Source organism: Streptomyces kronopolitis, assembly GCF_050953795.1.
GTDB lineage: Bacteria > Actinomycetota > Actinomycetes > Streptomycetales > Streptomycetaceae > Streptomyces > Streptomyces kronopolitis_A.
This window is the reverse complement of record NZ_CP191850.1, coordinates 3950519-3976084: the sequence shown is the minus strand read 5'-3', so window position 1 is coordinate 3976084 and position 25566 is coordinate 3950519. Positions and strand designations below refer to the sequence as shown.

General features: G+C 74.2%; 23 protein-coding genes and 1 tRNA gene. 16 read left to right on the top strand and 8 right to left on the bottom strand.

The genetic code is table 11. The features are described 5' to 3' along the window. Positions 1-65 precede the first annotated feature (65 nt). The 6 genes from ACQP17_RS17495 to ACQP17_RS17470 all read left to right on the top strand — a co-directional run bounded on the left by ACQP17_RS17495 (position 66) and on the right by ACQP17_RS17470 (position 5816). Positions 66-479: a DUF3151 domain-containing protein gene (locus ACQP17_RS17495; RefSeq protein ID WP_364881978.1), complete on the top strand. Its 414-nt coding sequence runs from the start codon at positions 66-68 to the stop codon at positions 477-479. A gap of 213 nt (positions 480-692) precedes the next feature. Next, positions 693-1613, top strand: a complete 921-nt coding sequence (locus ACQP17_RS17490) for a tryptophan 2,3-dioxygenase family protein (protein ID WP_433857113.1) — start codon at positions 693-695, stop codon at positions 1611-1613. Further along, on the top strand, positions 1606-2943 hold the full coding sequence (gene kynU / locus ACQP17_RS17485) for a kynureninase (RefSeq protein ID WP_433857112.1): 1338 nt from the start codon (positions 1606-1608) through the stop codon (positions 2941-2943). Before ACQP17_RS17490 ends, kynU begins: the two co-directional genes overlap by 8 nt. Continuing rightward, on the top strand, positions 2940-3725 hold the full coding sequence (locus ACQP17_RS17480; protein ID WP_433857111.1) for an alpha/beta hydrolase family protein: 786 nt from the start codon (positions 2940-2942) through the stop codon (positions 3723-3725). Before kynU ends, ACQP17_RS17480 begins: the two co-directional genes overlap by 4 nt. Before the next feature lie 115 nt (positions 3726-3840). Then, positions 3841-5163 (top strand): sensor histidine kinase, encoded by a 1323-nt coding sequence (locus ACQP17_RS17475; protein ID WP_433859929.1) that lies wholly within the window; start codon positions 3841-3843, stop codon positions 5161-5163. Then, positions 5160-5816 carry a response regulator gene (locus tag ACQP17_RS17470; RefSeq protein ID WP_433857110.1) on the top strand — a complete coding sequence of 219 codons (657 nt, stop codon included), beginning with the start codon at positions 5160-5162 and terminating at the stop codon, positions 5814-5816. Before ACQP17_RS17475 ends, ACQP17_RS17470 begins: the two co-directional genes overlap by 4 nt. Positions 5817-5888: 72 nt before the next feature. On the opposite strand, the gene ACQP17_RS17465 is transcribed toward ACQP17_RS17470, so the two are convergent. The 3 genes from ACQP17_RS17465 to ACQP17_RS17455 all read right to left on the bottom strand — a co-directional run bounded on the left by ACQP17_RS17465 (position 5889) and on the right by ACQP17_RS17455 (position 9128). Further along, positions 5889-6353 carry a calmodulin-binding protein gene (locus tag ACQP17_RS17465; RefSeq protein WP_433857109.1) on the bottom strand — a complete coding sequence of 155 codons (465 nt, stop codon included), beginning with the start codon at positions 6351-6353 and terminating at the stop codon, positions 5889-5891. A gap of 205 nt (positions 6354-6558) precedes the next feature. After that, the gene (locus ACQP17_RS17460; RefSeq protein ID WP_433857108.1) at positions 6559-8199 is read right to left on the bottom strand and encodes an ABC transporter permease; all 1641 of its coding nucleotides are present in this window, start codon (positions 8197-8199) and stop codon (positions 6559-6561) included. Then, positions 8196-9128: an ABC transporter ATP-binding protein gene (locus ACQP17_RS17455; protein ID WP_433857107.1), complete on the bottom strand. Its 933-nt coding sequence runs from the start codon at positions 9126-9128 to the stop codon at positions 8196-8198. Before ACQP17_RS17455 ends, ACQP17_RS17460 begins: the two co-directional genes overlap by 4 nt. Positions 9129-9220: 92 nt before the next feature. Here ACQP17_RS17455 and ACQP17_RS17450 point away from each other — a divergent pair, with 92 nt between their 5' ends. After that, entirely contained in the window at positions 9221-9775 is a 555-nt protein-coding gene (locus tag ACQP17_RS17450) for a GbsR/MarR family transcriptional regulator (protein WP_433857106.1), read from the top strand. A 33-nt stretch (positions 9776-9808) separates the two neighbouring features. On the opposite strand, the gene ACQP17_RS17445 is transcribed toward ACQP17_RS17450, so the two are convergent. Further along, positions 9809-10807, bottom strand: coding sequence for a hypothetical protein (locus ACQP17_RS17445; RefSeq protein ID WP_433857105.1), 999 nt, complete (start codon positions 10805-10807; stop codon positions 9809-9811). A 206-nt stretch (positions 10808-11013) separates the two neighbouring features. Between ACQP17_RS17445 and ACQP17_RS17440 the strand changes: the two genes are divergently transcribed. Beyond that, the gene (locus tag ACQP17_RS17440; RefSeq protein ID WP_433857104.1) at positions 11014-12300 is read left to right on the top strand and encodes an adenylosuccinate synthase; all 1287 of its coding nucleotides are present in this window, start codon (positions 11014-11016) and stop codon (positions 12298-12300) included. Between the two features lie 117 nt (positions 12301-12417). On the opposite strand, the gene ACQP17_RS17435 is transcribed toward ACQP17_RS17440, so the two are convergent. Then, complete coding sequence (locus ACQP17_RS17435; protein ID WP_433859928.1) at positions 12418-12906, bottom strand: MarR family winged helix-turn-helix transcriptional regulator; 489 nt, start codon at positions 12904-12906, stop codon at positions 12418-12420. Positions 12907-12938: 32 nt separating this feature from the next. After that, a complete protein-coding gene (locus tag ACQP17_RS17430) occupies positions 12939-13616 on the bottom strand; it encodes a DJ-1/PfpI family protein (RefSeq protein WP_433857103.1) in 678 nt (225 codons plus the stop codon). 307 nt (positions 13617-13923) lie between these two features. Here ACQP17_RS17430 and ACQP17_RS17425 point away from each other — a divergent pair, with 307 nt between their 5' ends. The 4 genes from ACQP17_RS17425 (at position 13924) to ACQP17_RS17410 (ending at position 17861) form a co-directional block, all read left to right on the top strand. Then, positions 13924-14718, top strand: coding sequence for a hypothetical protein (locus tag ACQP17_RS17425; protein ID WP_433857102.1), 795 nt, complete (start codon positions 13924-13926; stop codon positions 14716-14718). 187 nt (positions 14719-14905) lie between these two features. Next, complete coding sequence (locus ACQP17_RS17420; protein WP_433857101.1) at positions 14906-16273, top strand: aspartate aminotransferase family protein; 1368 nt, start codon at positions 14906-14908, stop codon at positions 16271-16273. Positions 16274-16437: 164 nt separating this feature from the next. Beyond that, the gene (locus ACQP17_RS17415; protein WP_433857100.1) at positions 16438-17115 is read left to right on the top strand and encodes a GntR family transcriptional regulator; all 678 of its coding nucleotides are present in this window, start codon (positions 16438-16440) and stop codon (positions 17113-17115) included. A gap of 95 nt (positions 17116-17210) precedes the next feature. Continuing rightward, positions 17211-17861, top strand: a complete 651-nt coding sequence (locus ACQP17_RS17410; protein WP_433857099.1) for a hypothetical protein — start codon at positions 17211-17213, stop codon at positions 17859-17861. Between the two features lie 68 nt (positions 17862-17929). Here the strand turns inward: ACQP17_RS17410 and ACQP17_RS17405 are convergent, their stop codons facing one another. Continuing rightward, positions 17930-18697, bottom strand: a complete 768-nt coding sequence (locus tag ACQP17_RS17405) for an SLATT domain-containing protein (RefSeq protein WP_433857098.1) — start codon at positions 18695-18697, stop codon at positions 17930-17932. A 288-nt stretch (positions 18698-18985) separates the two neighbouring features. On the opposite strand from ACQP17_RS17405, the gene purD reads away from it, so the two are divergent. The 4 genes from purD (at position 18986) to ACQP17_RS17385 (ending at position 25358) form a co-directional block, all read left to right on the top strand. Continuing rightward, the gene (gene purD, locus ACQP17_RS17400) at positions 18986-20260 is read left to right on the top strand and encodes a phosphoribosylamine--glycine ligase (RefSeq protein ID WP_433857097.1); all 1275 of its coding nucleotides are present in this window, start codon (positions 18986-18988) and stop codon (positions 20258-20260) included. A 436-nt stretch (positions 20261-20696) separates the two neighbouring features. Next, positions 20697-22526 (top strand): hypothetical protein, encoded by a 1830-nt coding sequence (locus ACQP17_RS17395; protein ID WP_433857096.1) that lies wholly within the window; start codon positions 20697-20699, stop codon positions 22524-22526. 272 nt (positions 22527-22798) lie between these two features. Then, the gene (locus ACQP17_RS17390) at positions 22799-24280 is read left to right on the top strand and encodes a N,N-dimethylformamidase beta subunit family domain-containing protein (protein ID WP_433857095.1); all 1482 of its coding nucleotides are present in this window, start codon (positions 22799-22801) and stop codon (positions 24278-24280) included. Between the two features lie 178 nt (positions 24281-24458). Continuing rightward, a complete protein-coding gene (locus ACQP17_RS17385; protein WP_433857094.1) occupies positions 24459-25358 on the top strand; it encodes a phosphoribosylaminoimidazolesuccinocarboxamide synthase in 900 nt (299 codons plus the stop codon). Between the two features lie 108 nt (positions 25359-25466). On the opposite strand, the gene ACQP17_RS17380 is transcribed toward ACQP17_RS17385, so the two are convergent. Beyond that, positions 25467-25539, bottom strand: a tRNA-Gly gene (locus tag ACQP17_RS17380). Between the last annotated feature and the right edge of the window lie 27 nt (positions 25540-25566).

The following is a 25566-nucleotide window of genomic DNA, read 5'->3' as shown; positions in this document are numbered from 1 at the left end:
GCGAGGCCCCCGGTCCGGCCCCGGCCGGTCCCACCCGGCCCCCGCGACCAGGCAGACTGGGACGCATGGCCATTCACGAGAACCTCCTCGGGGGACCGCCCCCGACCCATCTGCCCGACGACCCCGAGCCCCGCGAGATGCTCGCCGCGGGCACGGCGCCGTCCGACGTCGCCGCGAAGTACCCGGCCTCCTCCCTGGCCTGGGCGCAGCTGGCGGACGACGCGTTCGAGGGGGGCCGGGTCATCGAGTCGTACGCCTACGCCCGCACCGGCTACCACCGCGGGCTGGACGCGCTGCGCCGGGCCGGCTGGAAGGGCCACGGCCCGGTGCCGTTCGAGCACGAGCCCAACCGCGGCTTCCTGCGGGCGCTGCACGCCCTCGCCCGGGCCGCCGGGTCGATCGGCGAGCAGGAGGAGTACGCGCGCTGCTCGACCTTCCTGCGGGAGTCCTCGCCGACCGCGGCCGACACCCTCGGCTGACCGCCGGCGCCCCTTCCTGGGGCGGCCCGGCGACGGGAAACAGGGCACGACCGGGGGCCGGCCGCGTGATCGCGGCCGGCCCTTGCGCGGTCGCTGTCCAGCACCGATGATTTCAGTGGGCCGGGCCATCCCGAGCCCGAGGGGACCGGGGCTCCCAAGCCGACGAGGAAGGGGCGGACCGCTACCCGGTAGTTCGCACCTGAGGAGTCCCTCATGTCGCAGCCGTCTCCCACAGATCCCGCGGACAGCGCGGTGACCGCTCCCGGCGGACCCGGCTGTCCGGTCGGCGCCGCACCGGCCGATGCCGAGTCCGAGCCGCCGTTCGCCCCCGATCTCAGCATCGGCTCCCGCGGCACGACCCCGTACGAGGACTATGTCCAGGCGGATGTCCTCACCCACCTCCAGCACCCGCTCTCCGACGACCCCGGCGAGATGGTCTTCCTGGTCACCACCCAGGTCATGGAGCTGTGGTTCACGGTCATCGTCCACGAGTGGTGCACCGCCGCCGAGGCGCTGCGCCGCGACGACCTGACGGTGGTCCGCGACGCGCTGCGCCGCTCCACCTACGAGCTGGAGGCGCTGAACGCCGCCTGGAAGCCGCTGGCCCGGCTGACCCCGGCGCAGTTCAACGCCTACCGCAGCGCGCTCGGCGAGGGATCCGGGTTCCAGTCGGCGATGTACCGGCGTCTTGAGTTCCTGCTCGGTGAGAAGTCCGCCTCCATGCTGGTGCCGCACCGCGGTGCGCCCCGTGAGCGCGCCGAGCTGGAGAAGGCCCTGCACGAGCCGAGCCTGTGGGACGAGGTGCTGCGGCTGCTGGCCCGCCGCGGCCATGCGATACCGGAGGCCGTGCTGCGGCGGGACCCGGCGCTGCGCTACGAACCGGACCCGGCCGTCGAGGCGGTCTGGGCCGAGATCTACGCCGGTTCACAGGAGTCGGACCTCGTCCTGCTGGGTGAGGCGCTGACCGATGTCGCCGAGCTGGTCTGGCGATGGCGCAACGATCACCTGGTCGCGACCCGGCGGGCCATGGGCGCCAAGATGGGCACCGGCGGCTCCGCGGGGGTGGCCTGGCTGGAGAAGCGGGCCCGCAAGAATGTCTTCCCCGAGCTGTGGACGGCGCGCAGTCATGTCTGAGATCCCAGGATTCCCCGCCGGCGCGGCCGGCCCCGGCTCCCCCACGGAGGGTGAACTCAGCGCCCGTGCGCGGGAGTGGGACAAGGCCGACCCGCTGGCCGCGGTCCGCGACCGCTTCGTCCTGGACGCCGCGCCGGACGAGGCATCGGGCGGCGCCGCCGTCTACCTCGACGGCAACTCCCTCGGGGCGCTGCCCCGCGCGGTGCCCGACCGCCTCGCCGATGTCATCGCCCGCGAGTGGGGTGAGCTGCGCATCCGCTCGTGGAGCGAGTCGGGCTGGTGGACCGCGCCGGAGCGGATCGGCGACAAGATCGCGCCGCTGATCGGTGCCGGGCCGGGCCGGGTGGTGGTCGGCGACTCCACCAGCGTCAACATCTTCAAGGCCGTGGTCGGCGGGGTCCGGATGGCCGGCAAGGGCTGCACGGAGATCCTCGTCGACGCCACGACCTTCCCGACCGACGGCTACATCGCCCGGTCCGCGGCCCGGATGACCGGCCTCGCGGTGCGCCCGGTCGAGCCCGCGCGGATCGCCGACGAGGTCACCGAGCGGACCGCGCTGGCACTGGTCAACCACGTCGACTACCGCACCGGCCGGCTCAACGACCTGCCGGGCATCACCCACGCGCTGCACTCCGCGGGCGCGCTCGCCGTCTGGGACCTGTGCCACAGCGCCGGTGCGCTGCCGGTCGGCCTCGACGCGCACCACGTCGACCTGGCCGTCGGCTGCACGTACAAGTACCTCAACGGCGGGCCGGGTTCGCCCGCCTACCTCTACCTCCGCGAGAGCCTCCAGGAGCGGTTCGAGTCGCCGCTGCCGGGCTGGAACTCCCACGCCGACCCGTTCGCGATGGACCCCGACCACACCCCCGCCCACGGCATCGCGCGCGGCCGGGTAGGCACCCCCGACATCCTCTCGCTGCTCGCGCTGGAGGCGGCGCTGGAGGTCTGGGACGGGGTGTCCATCGAGGCGGTCCGCACCAAGAGCCTGGCCCTGACCGACTTCTTCCTGGAGTGCGTGCAGGCCTGTGTGCCGCCGGGCCGGGTCCGCTCCCTGACGCCCGCCGCGCACGAGCGGCGCGGCAGCCAGGTGTCGCTGGCCTGCGCGCCCGCGCTCGGCTCGCCGTTCGGGCAGGGTGAAACCCCGGTCGCCGGCCAGGTGATGGACGAGCTGATCCGGCGCGGGGTGGTCGGCGACTTCCGCCCGCCCGACGTGCTGCGCTTCGGCTTCACCCCGCTCTACACCTCCTTCGCGGACGCGGAGCGGGCGGCCCGGGTGCTGGGCGAGGTGCTGCGGGCGCTGCCCGAGGTGTCGTCGGGGGACGGCGGGTGACGGTCGCGGACGAGGAGTCGGCGCTGCTGGGGCTGGCCCCGGTGGCGCCGGACCGGACGGTGGCCTACGGGCCGCATCCGGACCAGCTCGTCGATGTGTATCTGCCGCGGGGCGACGGCGCGCCCGCGGCGGCCCGCGGCCCGGTGGTCGTCCTGCTGCACGGCGGATTCTGGCGCGCGGCCTACGACCGCCGCCATCTGTCGCCGCTCGCCGCGGAGCTGGCCGGGCGGGGGCTGCCGGTCGCGCTCGCGGAGTACCGCAGGGTCGGGGCGGGCGGCGGGGCGCCGCAGACGTTCGAGGACGTCACGGCGGGCATCGACGCGGCCTGCGCGGCCCTGGCGCCCGAGGCGCCCGGCTCGTCGCCCGTGCTGGTCGGCCACTCCGCGGGCGGCCATCTCGCGCTGCTCGCCGCCGCCCGCCCGGGCACCCCGGTGGCCCGGGTGCTGGCCGTCTCCCCGGTCGCCGACCTCGCCCGCGCCCACGCGCTGGGGCTGAGCGGCGGTGCGGTCGCCGAACTCCTCGGAGCGGGGCCCGGCTTCCCGGCCCGCCTCGCCGCGGCCGACCCGGCGCAGCGGCCGCCGGCCGGCATTCCGGTCACGATCCTGCACGGCACCGACGACCCGGACGTCCCGCCGGAACTCTCCCGCCGCTACGCCGCACGCGGCCCCGCCACCACCGTGCTGCGCGAGCTGCCCGGCGTCGGTCACTACGCCCCCGTCACTCCCGGCAGCCCCAGCTGTGACGTGCTGACCCGGCTCCTGTGTCGGCCGTCTAGTACCTGAGGCGGACGCCCACAGATCCCCACTGGTGAGGACGCCCGGCGGCGTGCGGTTGCTTACCGTTGTCAGCGTGAATGACACGACCCAGACGCAGGACAGCCTGCGCTCGGAAGCCCGGATGGCGCACGGCGCGCTGCACCGGCTGCGCCAGGACCTGTTCGTCGACGCCTTCGCGTTCCGCCCGATGCCGCCGCTGGAGGACGCCAAGGTGTCCCGGTGGGTGCCGTGGCTGCCGCAACGGCTGCGGCACTGGGCGCGCTGGCTGCCGCACCTGACCGTGGGCTTCTTCTCCGTGTGCGTCTTCCTGGCGACCCTCACCGGCGGAAGCTCGATGGGCTCGCTGCGCGGCCTCCTGGTCACCGGCTTCAGCGCGCTGGTCGCCGCGGGGCCGATGCTCACGCTCTTCCGCCCGGTGGGCGCCTACTGGCTGTCGCTGTTCGCGTTCGTGGCGGCGGCGGTCACCACGGTGGGCTTCTCCTCCCCGTTCGCCAGTGTCTTCGGCGGCCCGGCCTTCGCCACGCACCTCGCCGTGATGGTGCTCGTGGTGCTGCGCACCCGGCCCCGGCTGGCCATCGAGATGTGGCTGGTCACCTTCGCGCTGTCGGCCGTGCTGACGGCGCTGATCGGCAGGGATCCCGGCGATCTGCCGCCGGTCGCGGTGTTCTGCGGGGTGGTGCTGGTCTCCGCCGCCGCGGTCCGCGCCTGGCGCGAGGAGCGCCGGCAGGTCGTCGAGACCCGGACCGTCACCGCCGAGGAGCGCTCCCGGCGCACGCTGCTGGAGGAGCGTGCCCTGATCGCCCGTGAGCTGCACGACGTGGTCGCCCACCACATGTCCGTGATCGCCATCCAGGCCGAGGCCGCCCCGTACCGGGTGGCGGACACCCCGCCCGAGCTGGCCACGTCCTTCGCGACGATCCGGGAGAACGCGGTGGCCGCGCTGACCGAGCTGCGCCGCATCCTGGGCGTGGTCCGCTCCGCGGATCCGGACGCCTTCGCGGAGAGCGACCCGGAGGCCCCGCAGCCCACCCTCGCCACCCTCGACTCGCTGCTGGACAGCGTGCGCGGCGCCGGGCTGACCGTCGAGGCCGTGGTCACCGGTGCGCCGCGGCAGCTGCCGCAGGGCGTGGAGCTGTCCGCGTACCGGATCGTGCAGGAGGGGCTGAGCAACGCGCTGCGGCACTCGCCGGGCGCCGACGCCCGGGTGGAGATCTCCTACGTCCTGGGCGGCATCGGCCTGCGGATCATCAACGGCCGGCCGAGCCGGCTGGCCAAACCGTCCCCGGGGGCGGGGCACGGTGTGCTGGGCATGCGCGAGCGGGTACAAATGCTGGGCGGTGAGATGACCGCCGACCACACCGAGGACGGCGGCTTCGAGGTCGCGGCGTTCATTCCGGTGGGGAGTGCGGCCGGCGAGGCCGCGGCAGGGGGAAAGAAGGCATGATCCGTGTACTGATCGTCGACGATCAGGTGATGGTCCGCGAGGGCTTCTCCGTCCTGCTCAACGCGATGCCGGACATCGAGGTCGTCGGCGAGGCCGTCGACGGCCGCCAGGCGGTGCAGAAGGTCGGGGTGCTGCGGCCCGACGTCGTCCTGATGGACATCCGCATGCCGGAGATGAACGGCCTGGAGGCGACCCGCGAGATCGTGGCCGCCGACGCGGACGCCAAGGTGCTCGTGCTGACCACCTTCGATCTGGACGAGTACGTCTACCAGGCGCTGCGCTCCGGGGCGAGCGGCTTCCTGCTCAAGGACGCCTCGGCCGGACAGCTCGCCGACGGCGTACGGGTCGTCGCCTCCGGCGAGGCGCTGCTCGCGCCCACCGTCACCAAGCGGCTGATCTCGGAGTTCTCCCGGCTGGGCACCCCGCGCGCCCCGGCCCAGGAGCGCATCGCCGATCTGACGGAGCGGGAGACGGAGGTCCTGGTGCTGGTCGCCCAGGGTCTGTCGAACGGCGAGATCGCCGAGCATCTGGTCGTCGCCGAGTCCACGGTGAAGACGCACGTCAGCCGCATCCTGGTGAAGCTGGGGCTGCGGGACCGCACCCAGGCGGCGGTGTTCGCCTACGAGGCGCGGCTGGTGACTCCGGGAGGATGAGGGCCGCCGCCCCGGCGGGGGCCCCGCCCGGGAGCCGTGGGCGGGGCAGGCCGGCGGCCCGGACCGGGGGCCTTACGGCTGGGGAACCTCCCGCACCAGCGTCGAACTCCAGGGGCACCAGATCAGCCCGGGCAGGAACGGGCCGCCGGCCTCGTCGAGATGGTCCTCGACATAGGGCGTGGTGGCGTCACAGACCTCGATGGCGAAGTCGAAGAAGTCGATCGTCTCCGGGCGGAGATGGAAGCTCCAGCGTCCGTTGTACGGGGCGGGGCGCTTCTCGATCCGGCCGATGACATGCGGCTCCGACCTGGTCGCCCCGCTCAGCAGCTCCCGGGCGTGCTGGATCTTGCGGGGGTCGGTGAGCTTGATGACGAACTCGGCGCGGGTGACATCGGTCATCACGAAGTAGGCCGCGGAGTCGGTGCCGGTGCGCCGGGCGGTGTCGTGCGCCTGCGCCCCCCGGGCGGGCCCGGCCGCGGTGACGGCCAGCAGCGCCGCCGCCGCGAGCATGCCGATCCTGGTGCTGATGCGTCGCATGATCCCCTCCGATGCCGCGCGCCGTGGTCACGGCTACGCATACGGAAAGTAACAAGACCATCACCCTGCGCTCTAGAGTTACTGTGGGTTATCGCACCGTCAGGTGAAATGGCACAGGGTGACTGGTCTTCGGATCCCCGATGTGCTGCCGTGTGGGGGTGGGGTGCGGCATCCACACCCTGTGGACACGCTCGCGCCGCCCCGGTCAGCCAAGGTCGCGCCGGCGCAGGCCCAGCAGACCGGCGGCGGTGAAGAGGGCGGAGAGCGCCAGCAGCCAGAGGAACGGCGCGGCGGTGGCCTCCGTGCCGGGCAGCTTGGGCAGATGGCTGTACGGCGAGAGGTCCATCGCCCAGCGGGGGAGGTCCAGGGAGGGGCCGACCCAGCCGAGGGCCAGACAGCCGCCGACCAGGGCCCAGACGGCCCCGGTGGCCTTGGGGAGCAGGCCGAGGACGAGGACCGCCAGACCGGTGAGCGTCCAGACGGCCGGGGCCTGGGCGAGGGTGGCGGCCAGCACCGGGCCGGTCCAGCCGAGCGGGTCGCCGGCCGAGACGCCGTAGGAGACGCCCAGGGCCAGGCCGCCGAAGGCCAGGATGACGGCGCCGCCCCCGAAGGCCAGGGCCAGATGACCGGCCGCCCAGCGGAGCCGGCCGACCGCGCCGGCCAGCACCGGCTCGGCCCGCCCGGCGGTCTCCTCGCCGTGCAGCCGCAGCACCGCACCCACCGCGAAGAGCGCGGCGACCATGCCGAGCAGGCCGGCCATCGTCGCCAGGAAGGCATCGGTCAGGTCCTGTTGACCCCCCATCCGCGCGACGATCTCGCGGGTGCGCGCGTTGCCGCCGACCAGGTCCGAGGCGCCCTTGGCGAGACCGCCGAAGATCCCGCCCGCGCACAGGAAGCCGAGCGTCCAGCCCGCCAGGGTGGTGCGCTGGAGCCGCCAGGCCAGACCGAGCGGACCGCTCAGGGAGCGCGGCGCCCGGGCCGGACCGGGGCGGGTGGGCAGAAAGCTCATGCCGAGGTCGCGGCGGGCGGTCAGGGCGTGGGCGACGGCGACGACCAGGGCCGTCGCCGCCGCGAACAGAGCGAGCGGCCACCAGCGTTCGCCGGCGAAGGCGCGCAGCTGCTGCGGCCAGCCGAGCGGGGAGGCCCAGGTGAGCGGGGAGGTGGCGCCGTCGGAGCCGGCGTCGCCCGCGGCGCGCAGCGCGAAGGCCAGGCCGAGGACGGCGCCGGTCAGCCCCTTGGCGAGCCGCGCGCTCTCGGTGAGCTGGGCGGTGACGGCGGCCAGCGCGGCGAACAGCAGACCGGTGGCGCCGATGCCGAGGCCGAGCGCGAGCGAACCGGCCGCCGGCCGCCCGGAGCCGGCCAGCGAGCCCGCGATCACCACGGCGAGCGCGGCATCGGCGAGCAGGGCCGTCAGCAGGGCCGCGGTCAGCGGTGCGCGACGGCCGACCGCGCCCGCGCAGAGCAGCTCCTGACGGCCCGTCTCCTCCTCCTCGCGGGTGTGCCGGACCACGATCAGCAGACTCATCATGGCGGCGAGGACGGCGCCGAAGCCGGCCATCCGCCAGGCGACGAGCCCGCCCACGGAGTCGCCGAAGACCGGTCCGTACAGCGCGCGCATCGAGCCGTTGGCGTTCATCGAGACGGCCAGGGCGGCGCGGCGGGCGGCGGTGTCGTAGAGCGCCTCGAAGGACGAGCCGGTGCCGGCGACGACCACGCCGAGGCCCAGCACCCATGCCGGGATCAGCACCCGGTCGCGGCGCAGCGCCAGCCGCAGCAGGGGCCCGGTGCCCGCCAGTTGACGGGTGCGCGCGGCGCGGACGGGGAGCGGTGCGGCCACGGTGGTCATCGCGCGACCGCCGCGCCGCGGGCGTCGTCCTGGTAGTGGCGCAGGAAGAGCTCCTCCAGGGTGGGCGGGGTGCTGGTGAGGCTGCGGACGCCGGAGGCGCCGAGCGAGCGGAGCACGGCGTCGAGCTTGTCGGTGTCGGCCTGGAAGGTGACGCGGTCGCCCCGCAGTTCCAGCCCGTGGACGCCGGGGAGGGTGGCCAGTCCGCCCGGTGGACCGGCGAGTTCGGCGGTGACCGCGGTGCGGGTCAGGTGCCGCAGCTCCGCCAGCGTGCCGGATTCGACGGTGCGTCCGCCGCGGATGATGCTGACGCGGTCGCAGAGCGCCTCGACCTCGGACAGCACATGGCTGGAGAGCAGGACGGTGCGTCCGCGGTCGCGCTCCTCGGCCACGCAGCTCTGGAAGACCTCCTCCATCAGCGGGTCGAGACCGGAGGTCGGCTCGTCGAGGATGAGCAGTTCGACCTCGGGGGCGGAGGCGAAGGCGGCGACCAGGGCGACCTTCTGCCGGTTGCCCTTGGAGTACGTCCGGCCCTTCTTGGTGGGGTCGAGCTCGAACCGCTCCAGCAGCTCGGCCCGGCGCCCGGCGTCCAGTCCGCCGCGCAGCCGTCCGTAGAGGTCGATGACCTCGCCGCCGGAGAGGTTGCGCCACAGGGTGACGTCGCCGGGGACGTAGGCGAGGCGGCGGTGCAGCTCGACGGCGTCCTGCCAGGGGTCCTTGCCCAGCAGCCGGGCGGTGCCGCCGTCGGCGCGCAGCAGGCCGAGCAGGACGCGGATCGTCGTGGACTTCCCGGCGCCGTTGGGGCCGAGGAAGCCGTGCACCTCACCGGCGCCGACCCGCAGATCGAGGCCGTCCAGCGCGTGGGTGCGGCCGAAGGACTTGTGCAGGCCGTCCACCCGGATCGCGGGAGCGGGAGAGATTGCCGTGGTCATGATTTCGAAGGTACGCTAGATTCACAAACTTGTGAAGTTAAGAAACCATATAAAGTTGAGGGGCGTCGCTGATCAGGGGAGATGATGCGGACATGAGCGAGCAGCACCGGAGCGCGGACCGGACCGCCGGGACCCGTCCGGACCCCACCGGGCACGCCCGCGACGACGAGGCGGTCGCGCAGTTCGTCGAGCGGTTCGCCGCGCAGCTGGTCGACGCCGGGATGCAGCGGATGTCCGCCCGGGTCTTCGCCTGTCTGCTCGCCTCCGACTCCGGCGTGCTGACCTCGGCCGAACTCGGCGAGCGCCTCCAGGTCAGTCCGGCCGCCGTCTCCGGCGCGATCCGCTATCTGTCCCAGGTCGACATGGTCAGCCGCGAGCGCGAGCCCGGCTCCCGCCGCGACCGCTACCGCGTGCACAGCGACCAGTGGTACGAGGCGCTGGCCCGCCGCGACAACGTCCTCACCCGCTGGGAGGGCACCCTGCGCGAGGGCGTGGTGAGCCTCGGCGAGGACTCGCCCGCGGGCCGCCGGATCGGCGAGACGCTGGTGTTCTTCGAGTTCCTGCAGACGGAGCTCACCGGGCTGCTCCAGCGCTGGCGCGAGCACCGCGACCGGATGCGGGCCGAGCTGGAGGACGCCGCCCGCTGAGGGACCGTTTCTGCTGTGCCTCGGGAGGCCGCCTCAGTCCCGCGGCAGCTGGAGCCGCCAGGCCGCCGGCTGCACCGTCCACGTACGGGTCCGGACCGGGCCGCCGACCAGGGCGTCCGCCCGGTAGTGGAAGTCCGCGCCGGACACCGTCACCGCCCGCGCCCGGGTGCGCACCGACCGCCCGCCGCCGGGCCAGTGCACCACGACCTCGGCCAGCTCACCGCCGCCGTCCGGCCCGGACCCGTTCCCGGCCCGGCCGCCCGGCACCACCGACACCCCGCGCACCGGCCGGTCCAGATCGGCCAGCAGCACCCCGTCCGCCTCGATCCGCAGCCGCTGCCCCGGCACCCGTGCCCGTCGCCCGCCCGTGCGGCCGTCGCCGGACCGCAGGTGCCCGGCCGCCGGGGCGGCCAGCAGCGACAGCGCCGTGCGGGCGGTGCGGGCGTACGGCCGCCACCAGGGGCCGTCCCCGTCGGCCGGATCCCCCGGTGCCGCCGGGCCGCCCCGGGGGGCCACGGAATCCGCCGGATCCGCCGCGTCCGCCGGGGACGACTGCCGGGGCACCGCCGTCCCGGGCCCCGGCCGGCCCGTCTCGCCGCACGGGATGCGCAGGCTGCCCAGCACGATGCCGTCGCTGTCGTCCGTGAGCAGGTCCATCGGGCGCTCCCCGCCGTCCAGGACGGTCCGGGCGGCGGCCACGGTGTCCGTCGGGATGCCCAGGGCGCGGCTCAGCGCGACGGTGGCCGGGGCCCCGACCGGGACCATCGACAGCGGCACCCCGGCCAGCTCCCGCTCCTTGTGCAGCAGGCTCACCACGCGCAGCAGCGCCCGGTCGTCGCCGATCACCACCGGCCGCCGCTGCCCGCGCCGGGCCAGCATCCGCGCGAATTCCTCCGGGCCCTCCGGGAGGCAGATTTTCGCCCCCGCGCCCGCGCACAGGACATCCTTCGCGATCCGCACGGCCTCGCCGTCGGTACTGCGGGCGACCGGGTCGATGACCACGAGCAGGGGGTACCCCCGAACGGAGTCCACGGGAAAGTGCCCAGAAGGCTGCGCCGACACCTCGGTCCTTCCTCAGGTAGCATCTCGGTGCAAGAGCCCCTTGCGCTATTGCGCCAGGGGCTTCGTCTATTCCGGGGCACCGGTTCGACGGCTCTGGCGATGACGTACGCGTGAACACGCACGTTGTCGCCATCCACGCACGTTGGACATGCCCCGCCCGGAAGGGGTGTACGCCTGTGCCCGCACTTGTGCTGCTCGGTGCTCAGTGGGGTGATGAGGGCAAGGGAAAGGCCACCGATCTGCTCGGTGGGTCCGTGGACTATGTGGTGCGCTACCAGGGCGGCAACAATGCCGGCCACACGGTCGTCGTCGGCGACCAGAAGTACGCACTGCACCTGCTCCCTTCCGGAATCCTCTCGCCGGGGTGCACCCCGGTCATCGGCAACGGTGTCGTCGTCGACCCGGCGGTCCTGCTCTCCGAGCTGAGCGGACTCAACGAGCGCGGCGTCGACACGTCCAAGCTGCTGCTCAGCGGTAACGCGCACCTGATCACGCCGTACAACATCACCGTCGACAAGGTGACGGAACGGTTCCTCGGCAAGCGGAAGATCGGCACCACCGGCCGCGGCATCGGCCCGACCTACGCCGACAAGATCAACCGCGTCGGCATCCGGGTGCAGGACCTCTACGACGAGTCGATCCTCATCCAGAAGGTCGAGGCGGCTCTTGAGGTCAAGAACCAGCTGCTGACCAAGCTCTACAACCGCCGCGCCATCGAGGCCGACCAGGTCGTCGAGGAGCTGCTGGGCTACGCCGACAAGATCAAGGGCTATGTCGCCGACACCACCCTGATCCTGAACAAGGCGCTGGACGACGACAAGGTGGTCCTCTTCGAGGGCGGCCAGGGCACGCTGCTGGACATCGATCACGGCACGTACCCCTTCGTCACGTCCTCGAACCCGACCGCGGGCGGCGCCTGCACCGGTGCGGGCGTCGGCCCCACCAAGATCAGCCGCGTCATCGGCATCCTCAAGGCCTATACGACGCGCGTCGGCGCCGGTCCGTTCCCGACCGAGCTGTTCGACGAGGACGGCGAGGCGCTGCGCCGCATCGGCGGCGAGCGCGGGGTGACCACCGGCCGTGACCGCCGCTGCGGCTGGTTCGACGCGGTCATCGCCCGCTACGCGACCCGCGTCAACGGTCTGACGGACTTCTTCCTCACCAAGCTCGACGTGCTGACCGGCTGGGAGCAGATCCCGGTCTGCGTCGCCTACGAGATCGACGGCAAGCGCACCGAGGAACTGCCCTACAGCCAGTCCGACTTCCACCACGCGAAGCCGGTCTACGAGATGCTCCCCGGCTGGTCCGAGGACATCACCAAGGCCAAGTCCTTCGCCGACCTGCCGAAGAACGCCCAGGCGTACGTCAAGGCGCTGGAGGAGATGTCCGGTGCCCCGATCTCCGCGATCGGCGTCGGCCCCGGCCGCGACGAGACGATCGAGATCAACTCGTTCCTGTCGTAGGACGGCCGGAACGGCGGGCGCGGACAGCCGCACATCCATTCCCTCACGGGGTGGGTGCGCGGTTGTTCGTCGTGATGGGGGAGTACGCGTCGTCCCGGGAGGACGTCGGGTGGGTTCTCACCCGCGCGCGGCCGGGGGGATCCCGTCGTCCTCCGCGAGGGCGTCCAGGGCGGTCGACAGGCGCTCCAGGGACGCCATGACCTGCCGGAAGTCGTCCGGGCCGCCGAGTCGTTCGGACAGGCGGGCGGCGAACTCGGCGTGACCGGGGGCGATGCGGGCCACGGCCGCCCGGCCCGCCGTGGTGGGGGCGAGGAGCTTGGCGCGGCGGTGTGCCGGGTTGGGGCGGTACTCCGCCAGCTCGCGGTCGACCAGGAGGTCGGCGATGCGCTGCACGCTCTGCCGGGTGATGCCCATCGCGCGGGCGATCCCGGCCACCGGCAGCGGCTCGGGCAGGACGGCGCCCAGGACCTGCCACCAGGCGGCGGTCAGGCCGGACGGGCGGGCGAGGCCGTCGGCGACCGACAGGAGCCGGCCGTTGAGGCGGAAGACGGCGAGGGCGGTACGGCTGAGGAGCGCGGAGCCGCGGAGTTCCGGGTCCTCCCGCACGGCGCCCCGGGACCCGTGCGGCCGGGGGGCGGTCACGCGGAGCCGCCGCGGGCCGCGCCCGCCGCCCGGAGCACGGGGAAGGCGGCGGCGTCGGAGCGGGCGAACAGCCGGTACCAGGCGTCGAGGACCGCCGGCTCCATGACGTCGAGCGCGGCGAAGATCTCCCGGGCGAAGGCCACCGGCTCGGTCGGGCCCGCGGTGATCAGCCCGCCGTCGCGCACCGCGTCCGCCTCGCGGTAGTGACCGGCGCCCCGGTAGCCGGACTGCGCGGCGAGGTACCCGGCGGCCCCGCTGGTGTGCGCGCGGTCGTCCAGCAGGCCCGCCCGGGCCAGACCCGCGGTCGCGCCGCAGATCGCGGCGACCGGTAGCCCCGCGGCGAGGAACTCCCGGGCCTTGTCGGCGAAGGGCGCCAACTCCGGGCCGGTGTCCCAGAGCCGGGCGCCCGGGAGGATCAGCAGCGCGCTGTCGCCGGGACGCAGCGCGTCGAGCGCGAGATCGGGGGTGATCCGCTGCCCGCCCATGGTCGTCACCGGCCGGTCGGCGGTGAGCGCGACGGTGGCCACGGCGTAGGCCGGCCGCGAGGGGCGGAAGGAGCCGCCGTCGCGGAGGTGGGCGAGGGCGTGGCCGCACTCCCAGTCGGCGAGCGTGTCGTAGGCGGCGACGTGCACGGTGCCGCCGGCCGGTGCGTCGGGTGCGGTGCTGTCGGTCATGGGTGCTCCTCGGTCGGCGGCGGAATCCCCGGCTCCCGGGTCCGGTGCCGGTGCGGCACACGGCCCGTGACAGCACCCTGGGCATGACGACAGTGTGCTGTCAATCCGCCGCGCCGGAGGGGCCCGCGGTCGTCGGCGGGGTGTCACAACCGGCCGACTTTGTCCGAGACCCGGCGATGACGGATGCCGGTTTCCGCGTACCGGAACTTCCGGGGGCGCGCAGGGCGTAGAACGCGTACGACAACGACGCCTCCGACAGCAGCGCCTCCGACAGCAACGCCACCGACGTCACGCCGAAGGAGACCGAGTGATCCCCGCCGTACGAGCCCTCGCCCGCGCCGCCATGGCCGCACGTCCGGCGACGCTCGCCGACGTCCGGGCACGGGCCGCCCGCCCCGCCCCGTGCGACCGCAGCTATCTCGTCCCGTTCGAGGTCTTCACCGCCGTGGCGGTCGCACTCACCGAACGGGACCGGCCCGGCGGCGGGTTCGTGGCGCTGTGCGTCAACGGCCGCCGCTGGTTCCCCTGCCGCGCGGTCTACTACGACACCCCCGGCCTGCGGTTCTTCCACGAACACCGGCTGGAGCGCCGGACCCGCCACACGATCCGGGAGTGGACCTGCGAGGACACCGGGGAGCGGCAGGTCGAGGTCGCGCTCACCGGGCGGGGCGGGGCACCGGTCACGCACCGCAGGCCGCTGCTGCCCGATGACGCGGTGCTCGGCCCGGCGCCCCGCCGCTTCCTCGCCTCCGTACTGGACGGCTCCGACGGCCCCGCGGCCCCCGACGGCCTGCGCCGCGTCCTGGAGACCGAGCGCACCCGGGCCGTCCTGGCCGCGGACGGCCAGCGCCTGGTCTGTGACGCGGCGCTGCGCTGCCGGGACGCGGAGACCGGCCGCACGGTGCGCGCCGAGGGCGGGCTGGTCCTCGTACGGAGCCGGACCGGCGGCGGGCCCGGCCCGGCGGACCGGCTGCTGGCCGCCCGCGGGATACCCGCGGAGGACTTCCCCGTCTACTGCGGGGGCCTGGCGGCGCTGCGCCCGGAGCTGACCGCCCACCCCTGGGGGCGGGCGGTGCGGACGGTGTTCCCCGCGGCCGGCTGACCGCCCCGCGCCCGGCCGGCCGTCCCCGGACGCCGGACAGGGCGCCCGCCCGTAGACAGTGTGTCCGCGCGGGTGGTGAGTGCCATACACACTGTCGGTGTCGACCGGTGCCCGTGATCCCTACGCTGAGGACGTTCGCCGCGCCCATCCCCCGGCGGACCCGAGCGACCGATCCGAGGTACTGACCGTGACCACGACGCCCTCCGCCTCCGCCGACCCCGCTGCCGGTGCCGCAGTAAAGGCCGCCGACCGCGCGCACGTCTTCCACTCCTGGTCCGCGCAGGGCCTGATCGACCCGCTGCCGATCGCCGGCGCCGAGGGCTCGTACTTCTGGGACTACGACGGCAACCGCTACCTCGACTTCTCCTCCCAGCTGGTCAACACCAACATCGGCCACCAGCACCCCAAGGTCGTCGCGGCGATCCAGGAGCAGGCCGCGAAGCTGTGCACCCTCGCGCCCGGATTCGCCGTGGACGTCCGCTCCGAGGCCGCCCGGCTGGTCGCCGAGCGCACCCCCGGCGACCTCGACAAGATCTTCTTCACCAACGGCGGCGCGGAGGCCGTGGAGAACGCGGTCCGGATGGCCCGGCTGCACACCGGCCGCGCCAAGGTGCTCTCCGCCTACCGCTCATACCACGGCGCCACCGCCACCGCGATCAACCTGACCGGCGACCCGCGCCGCTGGCCCTCCGACACCGCCTCCGCGGGTGTGGTCCACTTCTGGGGCCCGTTCCTCTACCGCTCGGCCTTCCACGCCGAGAACGAGCAGCAGGAGTGCGAGCGCGCCCTCGCGCACCTGGAGCAGACCATCGCCTTCGAGGGTCCGCAGTCGATCGCGGCGATCATCCTGGAGACCGTGCCGGGCACCGCCGGGATCATGGTCCCGCCGGCCGGCTACCTCGCCGGGGTCCGCGAGATCTGCGACCGCTTCGGCATCGTCTTCATCCTCGACGAGGTCATGGCGGGCTTCGGCCGCACGGGCGCCTGGTTCGCCGCCGACCACTTCGGCGTCACCCCCGACCTGCTGACCTTCGCCAAGGGCGTCAACTCCGGCTATGTGCCGCTGGGCGGCGTGGCGATCAGCGCCGAGATCGCGGCCACCTTCGACCAGCGCCCCTACCCGGGCGGTCTGACCTACTCCGGCCACCCCCTGGCCTGCGCCTCCGCCGTCGCCACCATGAACGCGATGACCGAGGAGCGGATCGTGGAGAACGCCGCCGAGATCGGGGAGAAGGTCATCGGCCCCGCGCTGCACGAGATCGCCGCACGTCACCCGTCGGTCGGCGAGGTCCGCGGCATGGGCGTCTTCTGGGCCCTGGACCTGGTGAAGAACAAGGAGACCCGCGAGCCGCTGGTCCCCTACAACGCGTCCGGCGCCGCCAACGCTCCGATGGCCGAATTCGCCGCGGCCTGCAAGAGCGGTGGGCTGTGGCCGTTCGTGAACATGAACCGGACGCATGTCGTCCCCGCCTGCACGGTCACCGAGGCCGAGGCCAAGGAGGGCCTCGCCGCCCTCGACCAGGCGCTGACGGCGGCCGACGCCCACACCGTCTGAACCGTCGCCCCGCGGTCCCCGTCCGCGGGGAAACCGCAGGTCACGGCCGCCGCGCGGGACGCTCGAAGAGCGCCCTCGCCCGGCGGCCCGGCGTGGCCCTCGCCTATCGTGGGCGGGGGCCGCTCCCACCTGCGCGGTCTGGGACGTCGAAGGAGACGCAGACGATGGCCGCCGGCGGAGACAGCTCAGTCATACGACGCAGCACCCTGCGCCAGCAGATCGCCGACGCGCTGCGCGACGAGATCCTGGCCGGCCGGCTGCCGTGCGGCCACCCCTTCACCGTCAAGGAGATCGCCGAGCAGTACGGCGTCTCCGCGACCCCGGTGCGCGAGGCGCTGCTGGATCTGTGCGCCCAGGGCCTGCTCGACGTCGAACAGCACCGCGGCTACAAGGTGCACGCCTTCAGCTCCGACGACTTCCGCGCCATGGTCGAGGCCCGCACGCTGATCATCGAGGGCATCTTCCGCAGCGGCGCCGACCACGCCCTGCGCGCCACCCCCGCCGGGGTGCTGGTCTCCATCCGCCGCCGCGCCGACGAGGCCGAACGGGCCGCCCGGGCCGGTGACCTCGACGTGCTCATCGGCTACGACCTGCGGTTCTGGCGTGAGCTGAGCGGCATCGTGCACAACGCCTACATCAGCGACTTCCTGGACCGGATCCGCGTGCAGACCTGGATGTTCGCGGTGCCGCTGCTGCGCCGCCAGGCGGATCTGCGCAGCCATCTGTGGCAGGGGCACGGCGCGCTGGCCGACGCGCTGATCCACCACGATCTGCCCACCGCCCAGCGGCTGATCGCGGAGTACAACGAGCACTCCCTCGCTCTCGTCGGAACGCGCGGCTAGCACTACGCTGTCCCGACCGTCGGCCGTCATGGGCCGTACCCGTAGCGTACGTGCGCCGGAGTCCTAGTCCCCCGACCGGAAGCGAGCCCACACTCGTGGCATGTGACCTGTGGCTGGTACCCCTCGTCGATGTGCTGTGCCACAGCCCCGACAACCCGTTCTCCGAAGAGATCGCCGCCTATGACAAGGCCCTGACGGAAGCGGGTCTGCCACCGGTCCCGGTCTTCAGCTACATGCCGGGGCTCTCCGGTGACGTCGCGCCCATCGCCGGCTTCGACTACGACGCCCTGCACTTCCTGCGCCGTGCCTATCTGCTGCGGCTGTGCGGCCTGGAGGTGACCCCGGTCGACGAACTGGGCGGCGACTACGAGCAGTTGCTGGAGATGTTCGAGGCCACCGCGCAGGAGTCCCATCTGGTGTGGCACTACGACCACGCGGGCGCCTACGTCCCGGTCGACTTCCCGCAGCCGCTCGCCAACGACGAACTGCTGGAGGGCGGCGGCCCGCTGGGCTCCTCGCACGGCCTGCTGCGCGAGCTCGAACTCGTCGCGCCGTCCCTGGGCATCGATCCGGCCAATCCGCCGGCCCCTCCGGCGCCGCCGGCCGGGCCCACCTCACTGGAGGAGCGGGCGAGCGCGGTGCCCCTGGACGACAGTCCGTTCGCCCGGGAGCGGCACGTCTGGCTCGGGCTGCACGCGGCCGCCACCCGGAGCCTCGGCCAGGGCTCCATGATCGTCTTCAGCTGACCCGGAACGGGGGCGGGAGCGGGCCGGGGAGTGACCCCGCTCGCTCCCGCCACCCCGTACGGCCGCGGTCAGCGCGGGGACTCCGGCGGCCGCTGCCGCGGCATGTTCGGGCGGGCGCCCGGCGGCGGCAGCGGATACCGGGGCTGCGGGGCCGTGCCCTCGGGCCGCGGCACGGCCGCCCACGGCACCACCGCGAGCGTGGCCTGCGGCACCGGCCCGGCCCGGAACTCCGCCATCCAGTCGGCCGTTTCGGCCCGCACCAGCTCGGCGAGGTCCTCGGTGAACCGCCGCAGCAGGCCCAGGCAGCGCTCCGCCGCCTCGCCCGCGGTGCCCTCGGCCGGCCCGAGCACCTCGCGCACGCTCTCCGCCGCCCAGTCGAACTGCAGCGCCTCCAGCCGCCGGTGGATCGCCTGGGCGGTAGCCAGGTCCCGCATCCACCCGGCCGTCACCCCGAAGTACCGGTCGGCGCCCACGCACACCGCGGCCAGCAGCAGCGACAGACAGCCCCAGGGCGCCCCGCCCGGCCAGACCCCGGCCAGATCCAGCAGCGGCAGCGCCCCGCCCACCGTCACGCCGGCCGCCGCCCCCAGCCGCAGCACCCGCGCACCGCGCCGCTTGCCCCGCCGGTCGCGCAGATACCAGTCGGCGGCGCGCAGCGCGCCCTCCTCGGTCCACAGGTAGAGCGCGTCCAGACGGTCGGCCGGCTCACCCCAGTCGCCGAGCGGGAAGACCCGCCCCGCGAGATCCCGCCGGCCGGAGCCCCGGCGGCCGTTCTCCCGCGTGGGGCTGCCGCCCTCCCGAGGGGGTCCCTCGGGCTGCATCTCCGGCTGACTCACCCGTGCACTCCCTCTCCAAAACTCTCTTCCGGTACGTGCGAGGCACGCGTGTCATACGGGACGGTCGGTGCACGCAGCCTCCTTCCTACCGCCGAACGGCTGGCGTCGGCCCCACGATCACGCTCTTTCCGCCCGGAAGGAGTGCCATGTCGGGTATAGGGGCATCGGGCAACTCACCCGAAAGAGTTGCCGCCGCGGCGACGCGCGGTTTCCGGCCGCTTCGGGCCCGCCCGCCGCCGGGGCCCGGCCGGGGTCCGGCGGTCCGGCGCTCTCGTCTAGGCTGCCACCGTGAAGGTCCTCGTCATCGGCGGCGGCGCCCGCGAACACGCCCTGTGCCGCTCTCTGTCCCTCGACCCCGACGTCACCGCGCTGCACTGCGCTCCCGGCAACGCCGGCATCGCCGAGGTGGCCGAATTGCACGGGGTCAACGCCCTCGACGGCACGGCCGTCGCCGAACTCGCCGCCGGCCTGGCGGCCGATCTGGTCGTGGTCGGTCCCGAAGCCCCCCTGGTGGCGGGCGTCGCGGACGCCGTCCGCGAGCGCGGCATCCCGGTGTTCGGCCCCTCGGCCGAGGCCGCGCAGCTGGAGGGCTCCAAGGCCTTCGCCAAGGACGTGATGGCCGCCGCGGCCGTCCCCACCGCCCGCAGCTATGTCTGCACCACCCCGGAAGAGATCGACGAAGCCCTGGACGCCTTCGGGGCGCCGTATGTCGTCAAGGACGACGGGCTGGCGGCCGGCAAGGGCGTCGTGGTCACCGAGGACGTCGAGGCGGCCCGGGCGCACGCGCTGGCCTGCGAGCGCGTCGTCATCGAGGAGTTCCTCGACGGCCCCGAGGTCTCGCTCTTCGCCGTCACCGACGGCGAGACCGTCGTCCCGCTGCAGCCCGCCCAGGACTTCAAGCGCGCCCTCGACGGCGACGCGGGCCCCAACACCGGCGGCATGGGCGCCTACAGCCCGCTGCCCTGGGCCGACCCCCAGCTGGTCGACGAGGTCATGGCCACGGTCCTGCAGCCCACCGTCGACGAGCTGCGCCGCCGCGGCACCCCGTTCTCCGGGCTGCTCTACGCGGGCCTGGCGATCACCTCCCGCGGGGTGCGCGTGATCGAGTTCAACGCGCGCTTCGGCGACCCGGAGACCCAGGTCGTCCTCGCCCGCCTGCAGACCCCGCTCGGCGGGCTGCTGACCGCGGCCGCCACCGGCAACCTCGCCGCCCTGCCGCCGCTGCGCTGGCACGACGACGCCGCCGTCACGGTCGTCATCGCCTCGCACAACTACCCCGGCACCCCGCGCACCGGCGACCCCATCGAGGGCCTGGCCGAGGTCGCCGAGAAGGACGCCCCGGACGCGTACGTGCTGCACGCCGGCACCCGGCTCGACGACGCCGGCGCGGTGCTGAGCGCGGGCGGCCGGGTGCTGTCCGTCACGGCCGTCGGCGCCGACCTCACCACCGCCCGCCGGCGCGCCTACCGCGCCGTGGACCGGATCCGGCTGGACGGCTCGCAGCACCGCACGGACATCGCCGCCAAGGTCGCGGACGAGGCGGCGCAGGCACCGGGCGCGTAGCGGGAGCGGACGCCGGAGCGGGCGTGCCTGCTCCACCCGGCGAGGTCTCTTCTGGGGCATATGTCACATACCGTGGCATATGCCCCTGTCGTTGTGGGCGCAGACAGGGCCGAAGGGCGCACCGCCCACACCGTCCCGGCACCGGTTCCCGGCTTTGCCCAAAGCCATTCCATCGGGTGACCGCACCACATATCCCGCTGACGGGGCGCGCACCCCCCAACTAGGGTGCCGCGCAAGCGTCCTGCGGTGGCCGTGCCGGAATCCGGCACCCCCGCCGCGGCGGCGTCCGGCAACTGGCTCACCGGCATTGCGATGTCGGTGGCCGGTGCCACAGTGGTGGTGTGCCCTCGCGTGCACCACCGACGCGCATCTCTCGTAGTCCGTCCCGCGTTCTCTCCGTCCGGCTCCGTCAGGACAGCAGGGGGTGTACAGGCTCGTGGCAAGTCCCGAAACAGGCGTCCTGGCGGCGCGTGCCCGCGCCCTCGCCGTGCTGCGGATCCGCAGCAGGGCGAGAGCCGTGGCGCTGCTGCCCGCGGCTGTGGCGGTGGTGCTGTTCGCCGGCCGGGCGACCGGGCGGCTCGGCGCCGGCTGGGACCTCGCCGGCTGGATCGCCGGCGGCGCCGCCGTGGTCAGCCTGCTGCTGGCCGCGCTGGTCACCGTCGTCGTGGCGCGCGCCAGACCCGCCCTCAGCCCGTCCGTGCCGATCTCCGAGAAGTCGGCCCCCGACCTCTACCGCCTGGTCCGCGATCTCGCCGAGCGCCTGGACGTCCCCGCTCCCTCGGCCATAGCGCTGACCCCGGACTGCGACAGCTGGCTGGAGGACCGCACCCACCGCGCCCACGGCCCGCCGCGCGGCCTGCGCCGTGCGGACGGTGCCGGGCGCCGGGCCCCCGAGGCGCCGGTCCTGGTCATCGGCTCCCCGTTCCTGTGGTGGATGCGGGTCGCCGAGCTGCGCGCCCTGCTGGCGCCCGTCGTCGCCGGCACCGGCCCCTCCGCGCACCCCGACATAGCCGCCGCCCGCCGGTTCATCCGCGGTCTGGACGCCGCCGTGGCGGTAGCCGCCAGGACCGGCGGCCGGCTGCACGGTCTTCCGCTCCGCTTCGTCGGCCGGGTGGCGCGGCTGCTGCTGCACGTCGGCCGCGAGCACGCCACGATCATGGAGCGCGCCGTCGCGGCCGCCGCCTCCGAGCGCGCCCAGAACGTCGACTACGGCCTGCGGATCGTCGCCCAGGAGCAGGTCGGCCTGGCGTACGCGGGCTGGGACCGGCTGCTGACCCGGGTCGCGCTGCCCGCCTGGCGGATGGGCCGCTGGCCGTCCCGGCTGGACGCCGGCGTGGTCTCCGCGCTCACCGAACTCTCCCGCCGCGACCGCCTCGCCGACGGCTTCGCCTCCCGCCTCGGCGACCGCCCGGCCTGCGACCTCCTGGAGGAGCCGGGCGCCATCGACCGCGCCGCCTCCCTGCTGGCCGCCCGGCTCTTCCACGGCGGCCCCGCCGAGCCGGGGCCCGACTGGTCGCCGGTCTGCTGGCAGCAGTATCCGGAAGAGGTCGTGGACCGGAAATGGCGTCTGGAGGCCGCCCGCCTCCATCGGGTTCTCGACAATCTTCCGGCGACCGCGCTGCCGGCGCCCCCGCCCGCGGCCCCCGACTCCGCCGCGGCGCCCCTCTCGTACGCCCACACCCCCGCCCACGCGCCCGCCGGCCGCCGCCCGGCGCTGCCCGGTCCCGACGGCGTCCCGGCCGTGAGCCCGCCCGCGGACGGCCCGCCGCCCGCCGACCGGACACCGGCCGCCCCGGCCCCGGGACCGACGCTGGCCCGGGTCATCGACCGGCTCGCGCACGACGAGCGGGCCGGCGATCTGGTCGCCGCCCGGCTGGGCGCGGAGGTCGAGCGGGAGGAGCGCGAGGAGGCGGCCCGCCAGGCCGCCCGCGGCAGCCGCGAGCAGGACGCCGCCGTGGGGGTGGCCTGGGGCGACGGCCTGGCCGAGGGCGGCCTGCCGCTGTTCCCGCTGCAACCGCCCCGCACCGGCCGTGAGCTCCTCGCCGACCACGTCACCGCCATGGTCTGCTGCGCCGCCGTCGACACCGCCGGTGCCGCCCCCGGGCTGGACTGGCTCGACGGCCCGGCGCTGCTGGTCGACGGCGCCCGCCGGGCCGACCTCGGCCGCCCGGTGCTCAGCCTGGTCGACGACGGGGACGACGGGCCGCTGCGCGGCTGGCTGACGACCGTCGGCGTCCGCCCCGAGAAGCCGGTCCGGCTGGTATGACTCGACGGCCGCGGCTGCCCGCCACCCCGCCGTGAGGAGGCGAACCGGGCAGCGAGATCCGGGCCGGACACCCGGGGCCGCCCGCCCCTACCGGCTGAATGTTCCCTTCCAGTTCGCATTTCGGGGGCGGTGCCCTCTAAATTCACGACGAAGGGTGACGAAGTGAGTGCGTAATGTGATGTGCTGGGGGATGGCCGGCCGGGTCCGCTCAGCCGGACGCAGCACCGGCCCGTCGGCCCGGACCGACGGGGGATGCGGGAGGGGAGTGGAAGGTGGCGACGGATCAGATCAGGCGCTGGGAGTCGGGCGCGCTGGCGCACGCGGTCACGGACCCGTTCGGACAGGGCCCGCTGCCCTGGCTGCGCGGCAGCGAGACGTACTTCGAGTCCGGCCGCATCGTTCCCTGGTACGTCGACCCGGCCGTGGCCCGGGGCGATCTGCGCGAGCCGGCGCCGCACAAGCACAACGGCCCGCGCACCGCCGATGACGTGCACCGCCAGATCAAGGGCTTCGCCGGCACCGGCGCGGTGGCCCCCGGTGAGGCCATCGACTTCCGGGTCTCGGTCGACCCGCCGCAGCCCTTCAGCATCGACGTCTACCGCATCGGCCACTACGGCGGGACGGGTGCCCACAAGGTCACCACCAGCCCCCGCCTGGCCGGCATCGTCCAGCCGCCCCCGATGGCGGTCGAGCGCACGGTCACCTGCCACCACTGGTGGCTGTCCTGGCGCCTCCAGGTCCCCACCTACTGGAACCTCGGCGCCTATGTCGCCGTGCTGACCACCGCCGACGGCCGCTACCGCTCCCACATCCCCTTCACGGTCCGCGACAACCAGCCCGCCGACCTCCTCCTGCTGCTGCCCGACATCACCTGGCAGGCCTACAACCTCTACCCGGAGGACGGCCGCACCGGCGCCAGCCTCTACCACGCCTGGGACGAGGACGGCGCGCTGCTCGGCGAGGGGGACGCCGCCACCACCGTCTCCTTCAACCGCCCCTACGCGGGCGCCGGACTGCCCCTCCATGTCGGCCACGCCTACGACTTCATCCGCTGGGCGGAGCGCTACGGCTACGACCTCGCCTACGCCGACGCCCGCGATCTGCACGCCGGCCGCGTCGACCCCTCGCGCTACCGCGGCCTGGTCTTCCCCGGCCACGACGAGTACTGGTCGGTGCCGATGCGCCGCACGGTCGAGAGCGCCCGCGACAACGGCACCTCCCTGGTCTTCCTGTCCGCCAACACCATGTACTGGCAGGTCGAGCTGTCCCCGTCGCCCTCGGGCCCGGATTCGCTGCTGACGTGCCGCAAGCGGCAGGGTCCCGGCCGTCCCGCGCTCTGGCGCGAGCTGGGCGACCCCGAGCAGCGGCTGATGGGCATCCAGTACGCCGGCCGGGTCCCCGAGCCGGCGCCCCTGGTCGTCCGCAACGGCGAGCACTGGCTGTGGGAGGCCACCGGCGCCCACGAGGGCGACGAGCTGCCCGGCCTGGTCGCCGGCGAGGCCGACCGCTACTTCCCCCGCACCAGCCTCCCCGACCACAGCGAACGCATCCTGCTCGCCCATTCCCCCTACCGCGACAGCGAGGGCGCCCGCCGCCATCAGGAGACCTCCCTCTACCGCGCCCCCAGCGGCGCCTGGGTCTTCTCGTCCGGCACCTTCGCCTGGTCCCCCGCCCTCGACCGCCCCGGCCATGTCGACCAGCGCGTCCAGCGCGCCACCGCCAACCTCCTCGACCGGATCTGCAAACGCGACTGAACGCGGCAGCCCAGGACGGCAGAAACGTTGCCGTACGCCCGCCGGGCCCGGGTGGCCCCGCGCCTCCGGGGCCCCGGGGCGCCCGTCGCCACCGGGCGCACCCGGCCCCCGTCGGTCACCACCGCCCGGCGTGAGGGAGAATCGAGGGGACTCCTGGATCAACCTACGCGGAGGAAGCGTGCCCGGTTTTGTAGAAAAGCCTGAGCCGGTGGAGGTCCCCGGGCTCACCCACCTCCACACCGGGAAGGTGCGCGACCTCTATCGCAACGCCGCCGGCGAGCTGGTCATGGTCGCCAGCGACCGCACCTCCGTCTACGACTGGGTGCTGCCCACCGAGATCCCCGACAAGGGGCGCATCCTCACCCAGCTGTCCCTGTGGTGGTTCGAGCAGCTCACCGACCTGGTCCCGCACCACGTCCTGTCCACCGACGTCCCGGCCGGCGCCCCCGCCGACTGGGCGGGCCGCACCCTGGTCTGCAAGTCGCTGGACATGGTCCCGGTCGAGTGCGTGGCCCGCGGCTACCTCACCGGCTCGGGCCTGGCCGAGTACCGCCGGACCCGTACGGTCTGCGGGCTGGCCCTGCCCGAAGGCCTCGTGGACGGCTCCGAGCTGCCCGCCCCGATCTTCACCCCGGCCACCAAGGCCGACGTCGGCGACCACGACGAGAACGTCTCCTACGAGGAGGTCGCCCACCAGGTCGGTCCCGAGGTCGCCGCCGAGCTGCGGCAGACCACCCTCGCCGTCTACGGCCGGGCCCGCGACATCGCCCGTGAGCGCGGCGTCATCCTGGCGGACACCAAGTTCGAGTTCGGCTTCGACGGCGGGCGGCTGACCCTGGCCGACGAGGTCCTGACGCCCGACTCCTCGCGCTTCTGGCCGGCCGACCTGTGGAAGCCGGGCCGCGCCCAGCCGTCGTTCGACAAGCAGTTCGTCCGCGACTGGCTGACCTCGCCCGCCGCGGACTGGGACCGTACGGGCACGCTGCCGCCGCCCGCCCTCCCGCACGAGATCGTCGAGAGCACCCGCGCCAAGTACGCCGAGGCCTACGAGCGCCTCACGGGACTTCCCTGGACGTAGCGCCTCCCGGCCCGGGCCCCCGCGGCCCGGGCCGACGGGTCCGCGGACCACACCGGCGTACGAAGAAGCCCCGGTCGGTATCCCTACCGACCGGGGCTTCTCCTTCTGAGCGGACGACGAGGCTCGAACTCGCGACCTCAACCTTGGCAAGGTTGCGCTCTACCAACTGAGCTACGTCCGCATGCGCCGTACAAGGCTCCTGGCGTCA

What these genes read in the sequence shown, in the direction of transcription:
- ACQP17_RS17430 (WP_433857103.1), bottom strand. Translation starts at nt 13,616, where the DNA reads ATGACCGACAGCACCGCACCCGACGCACCGGCCGGCGGCACCGTGCAC.
- ACQP17_RS17490 (WP_433857113.1), top strand. Translation starts at nt 693, where the DNA reads ATGTCGCAGCCGTCTCCCACAGATCCCGCGGACAGCGCGGTGACCGCT.
- kynU (WP_433857112.1), top strand. Translation starts at nt 1,606, where the DNA reads ATGTCTGAGATCCCAGGATTCCCCGCCGGCGCGGCCGGCCCCGGCTCC.
- ACQP17_RS17455 (WP_433857107.1), bottom strand. Translation starts at nt 9,128, where the DNA reads ATGACCACGGCAATCTCTCCCGCTCCCGCGATCCGGGTGGACGGCCTG.
- ACQP17_RS17415 (WP_433857100.1), top strand. Translation starts at nt 16,438, where the DNA reads ATGGCCGCCGGCGGAGACAGCTCAGTCATACGACGCAGCACCCTGCGC.
- ACQP17_RS17470 (WP_433857110.1), top strand. Translation starts at nt 5,160, where the DNA reads ATGATCCGTGTACTGATCGTCGACGATCAGGTGATGGTCCGCGAGGGC.
- ACQP17_RS17475 (WP_433859929.1), top strand. Translation starts at nt 3,841, where the DNA reads ATGGCGCACGGCGCGCTGCACCGGCTGCGCCAGGACCTGTTCGTCGAC.
- ACQP17_RS17450 (WP_433857106.1), top strand. Translation starts at nt 9,221, where the DNA reads ATGAGCGAGCAGCACCGGAGCGCGGACCGGACCGCCGGGACCCGTCCG.
- ACQP17_RS17465 (WP_433857109.1), bottom strand. Translation starts at nt 6,353, where the DNA reads ATGCGACGCATCAGCACCAGGATCGGCATGCTCGCGGCGGCGGCGCTG.
- ACQP17_RS17495 (WP_364881978.1), top strand. Translation starts at nt 66, where the DNA reads ATGGCCATTCACGAGAACCTCCTCGGGGGACCGCCCCCGACCCATCTG.
- ACQP17_RS17460 (WP_433857108.1), bottom strand. Translation starts at nt 8,199, where the DNA reads ATGACCACCGTGGCCGCACCGCTCCCCGTCCGCGCCGCGCGCACCCGT.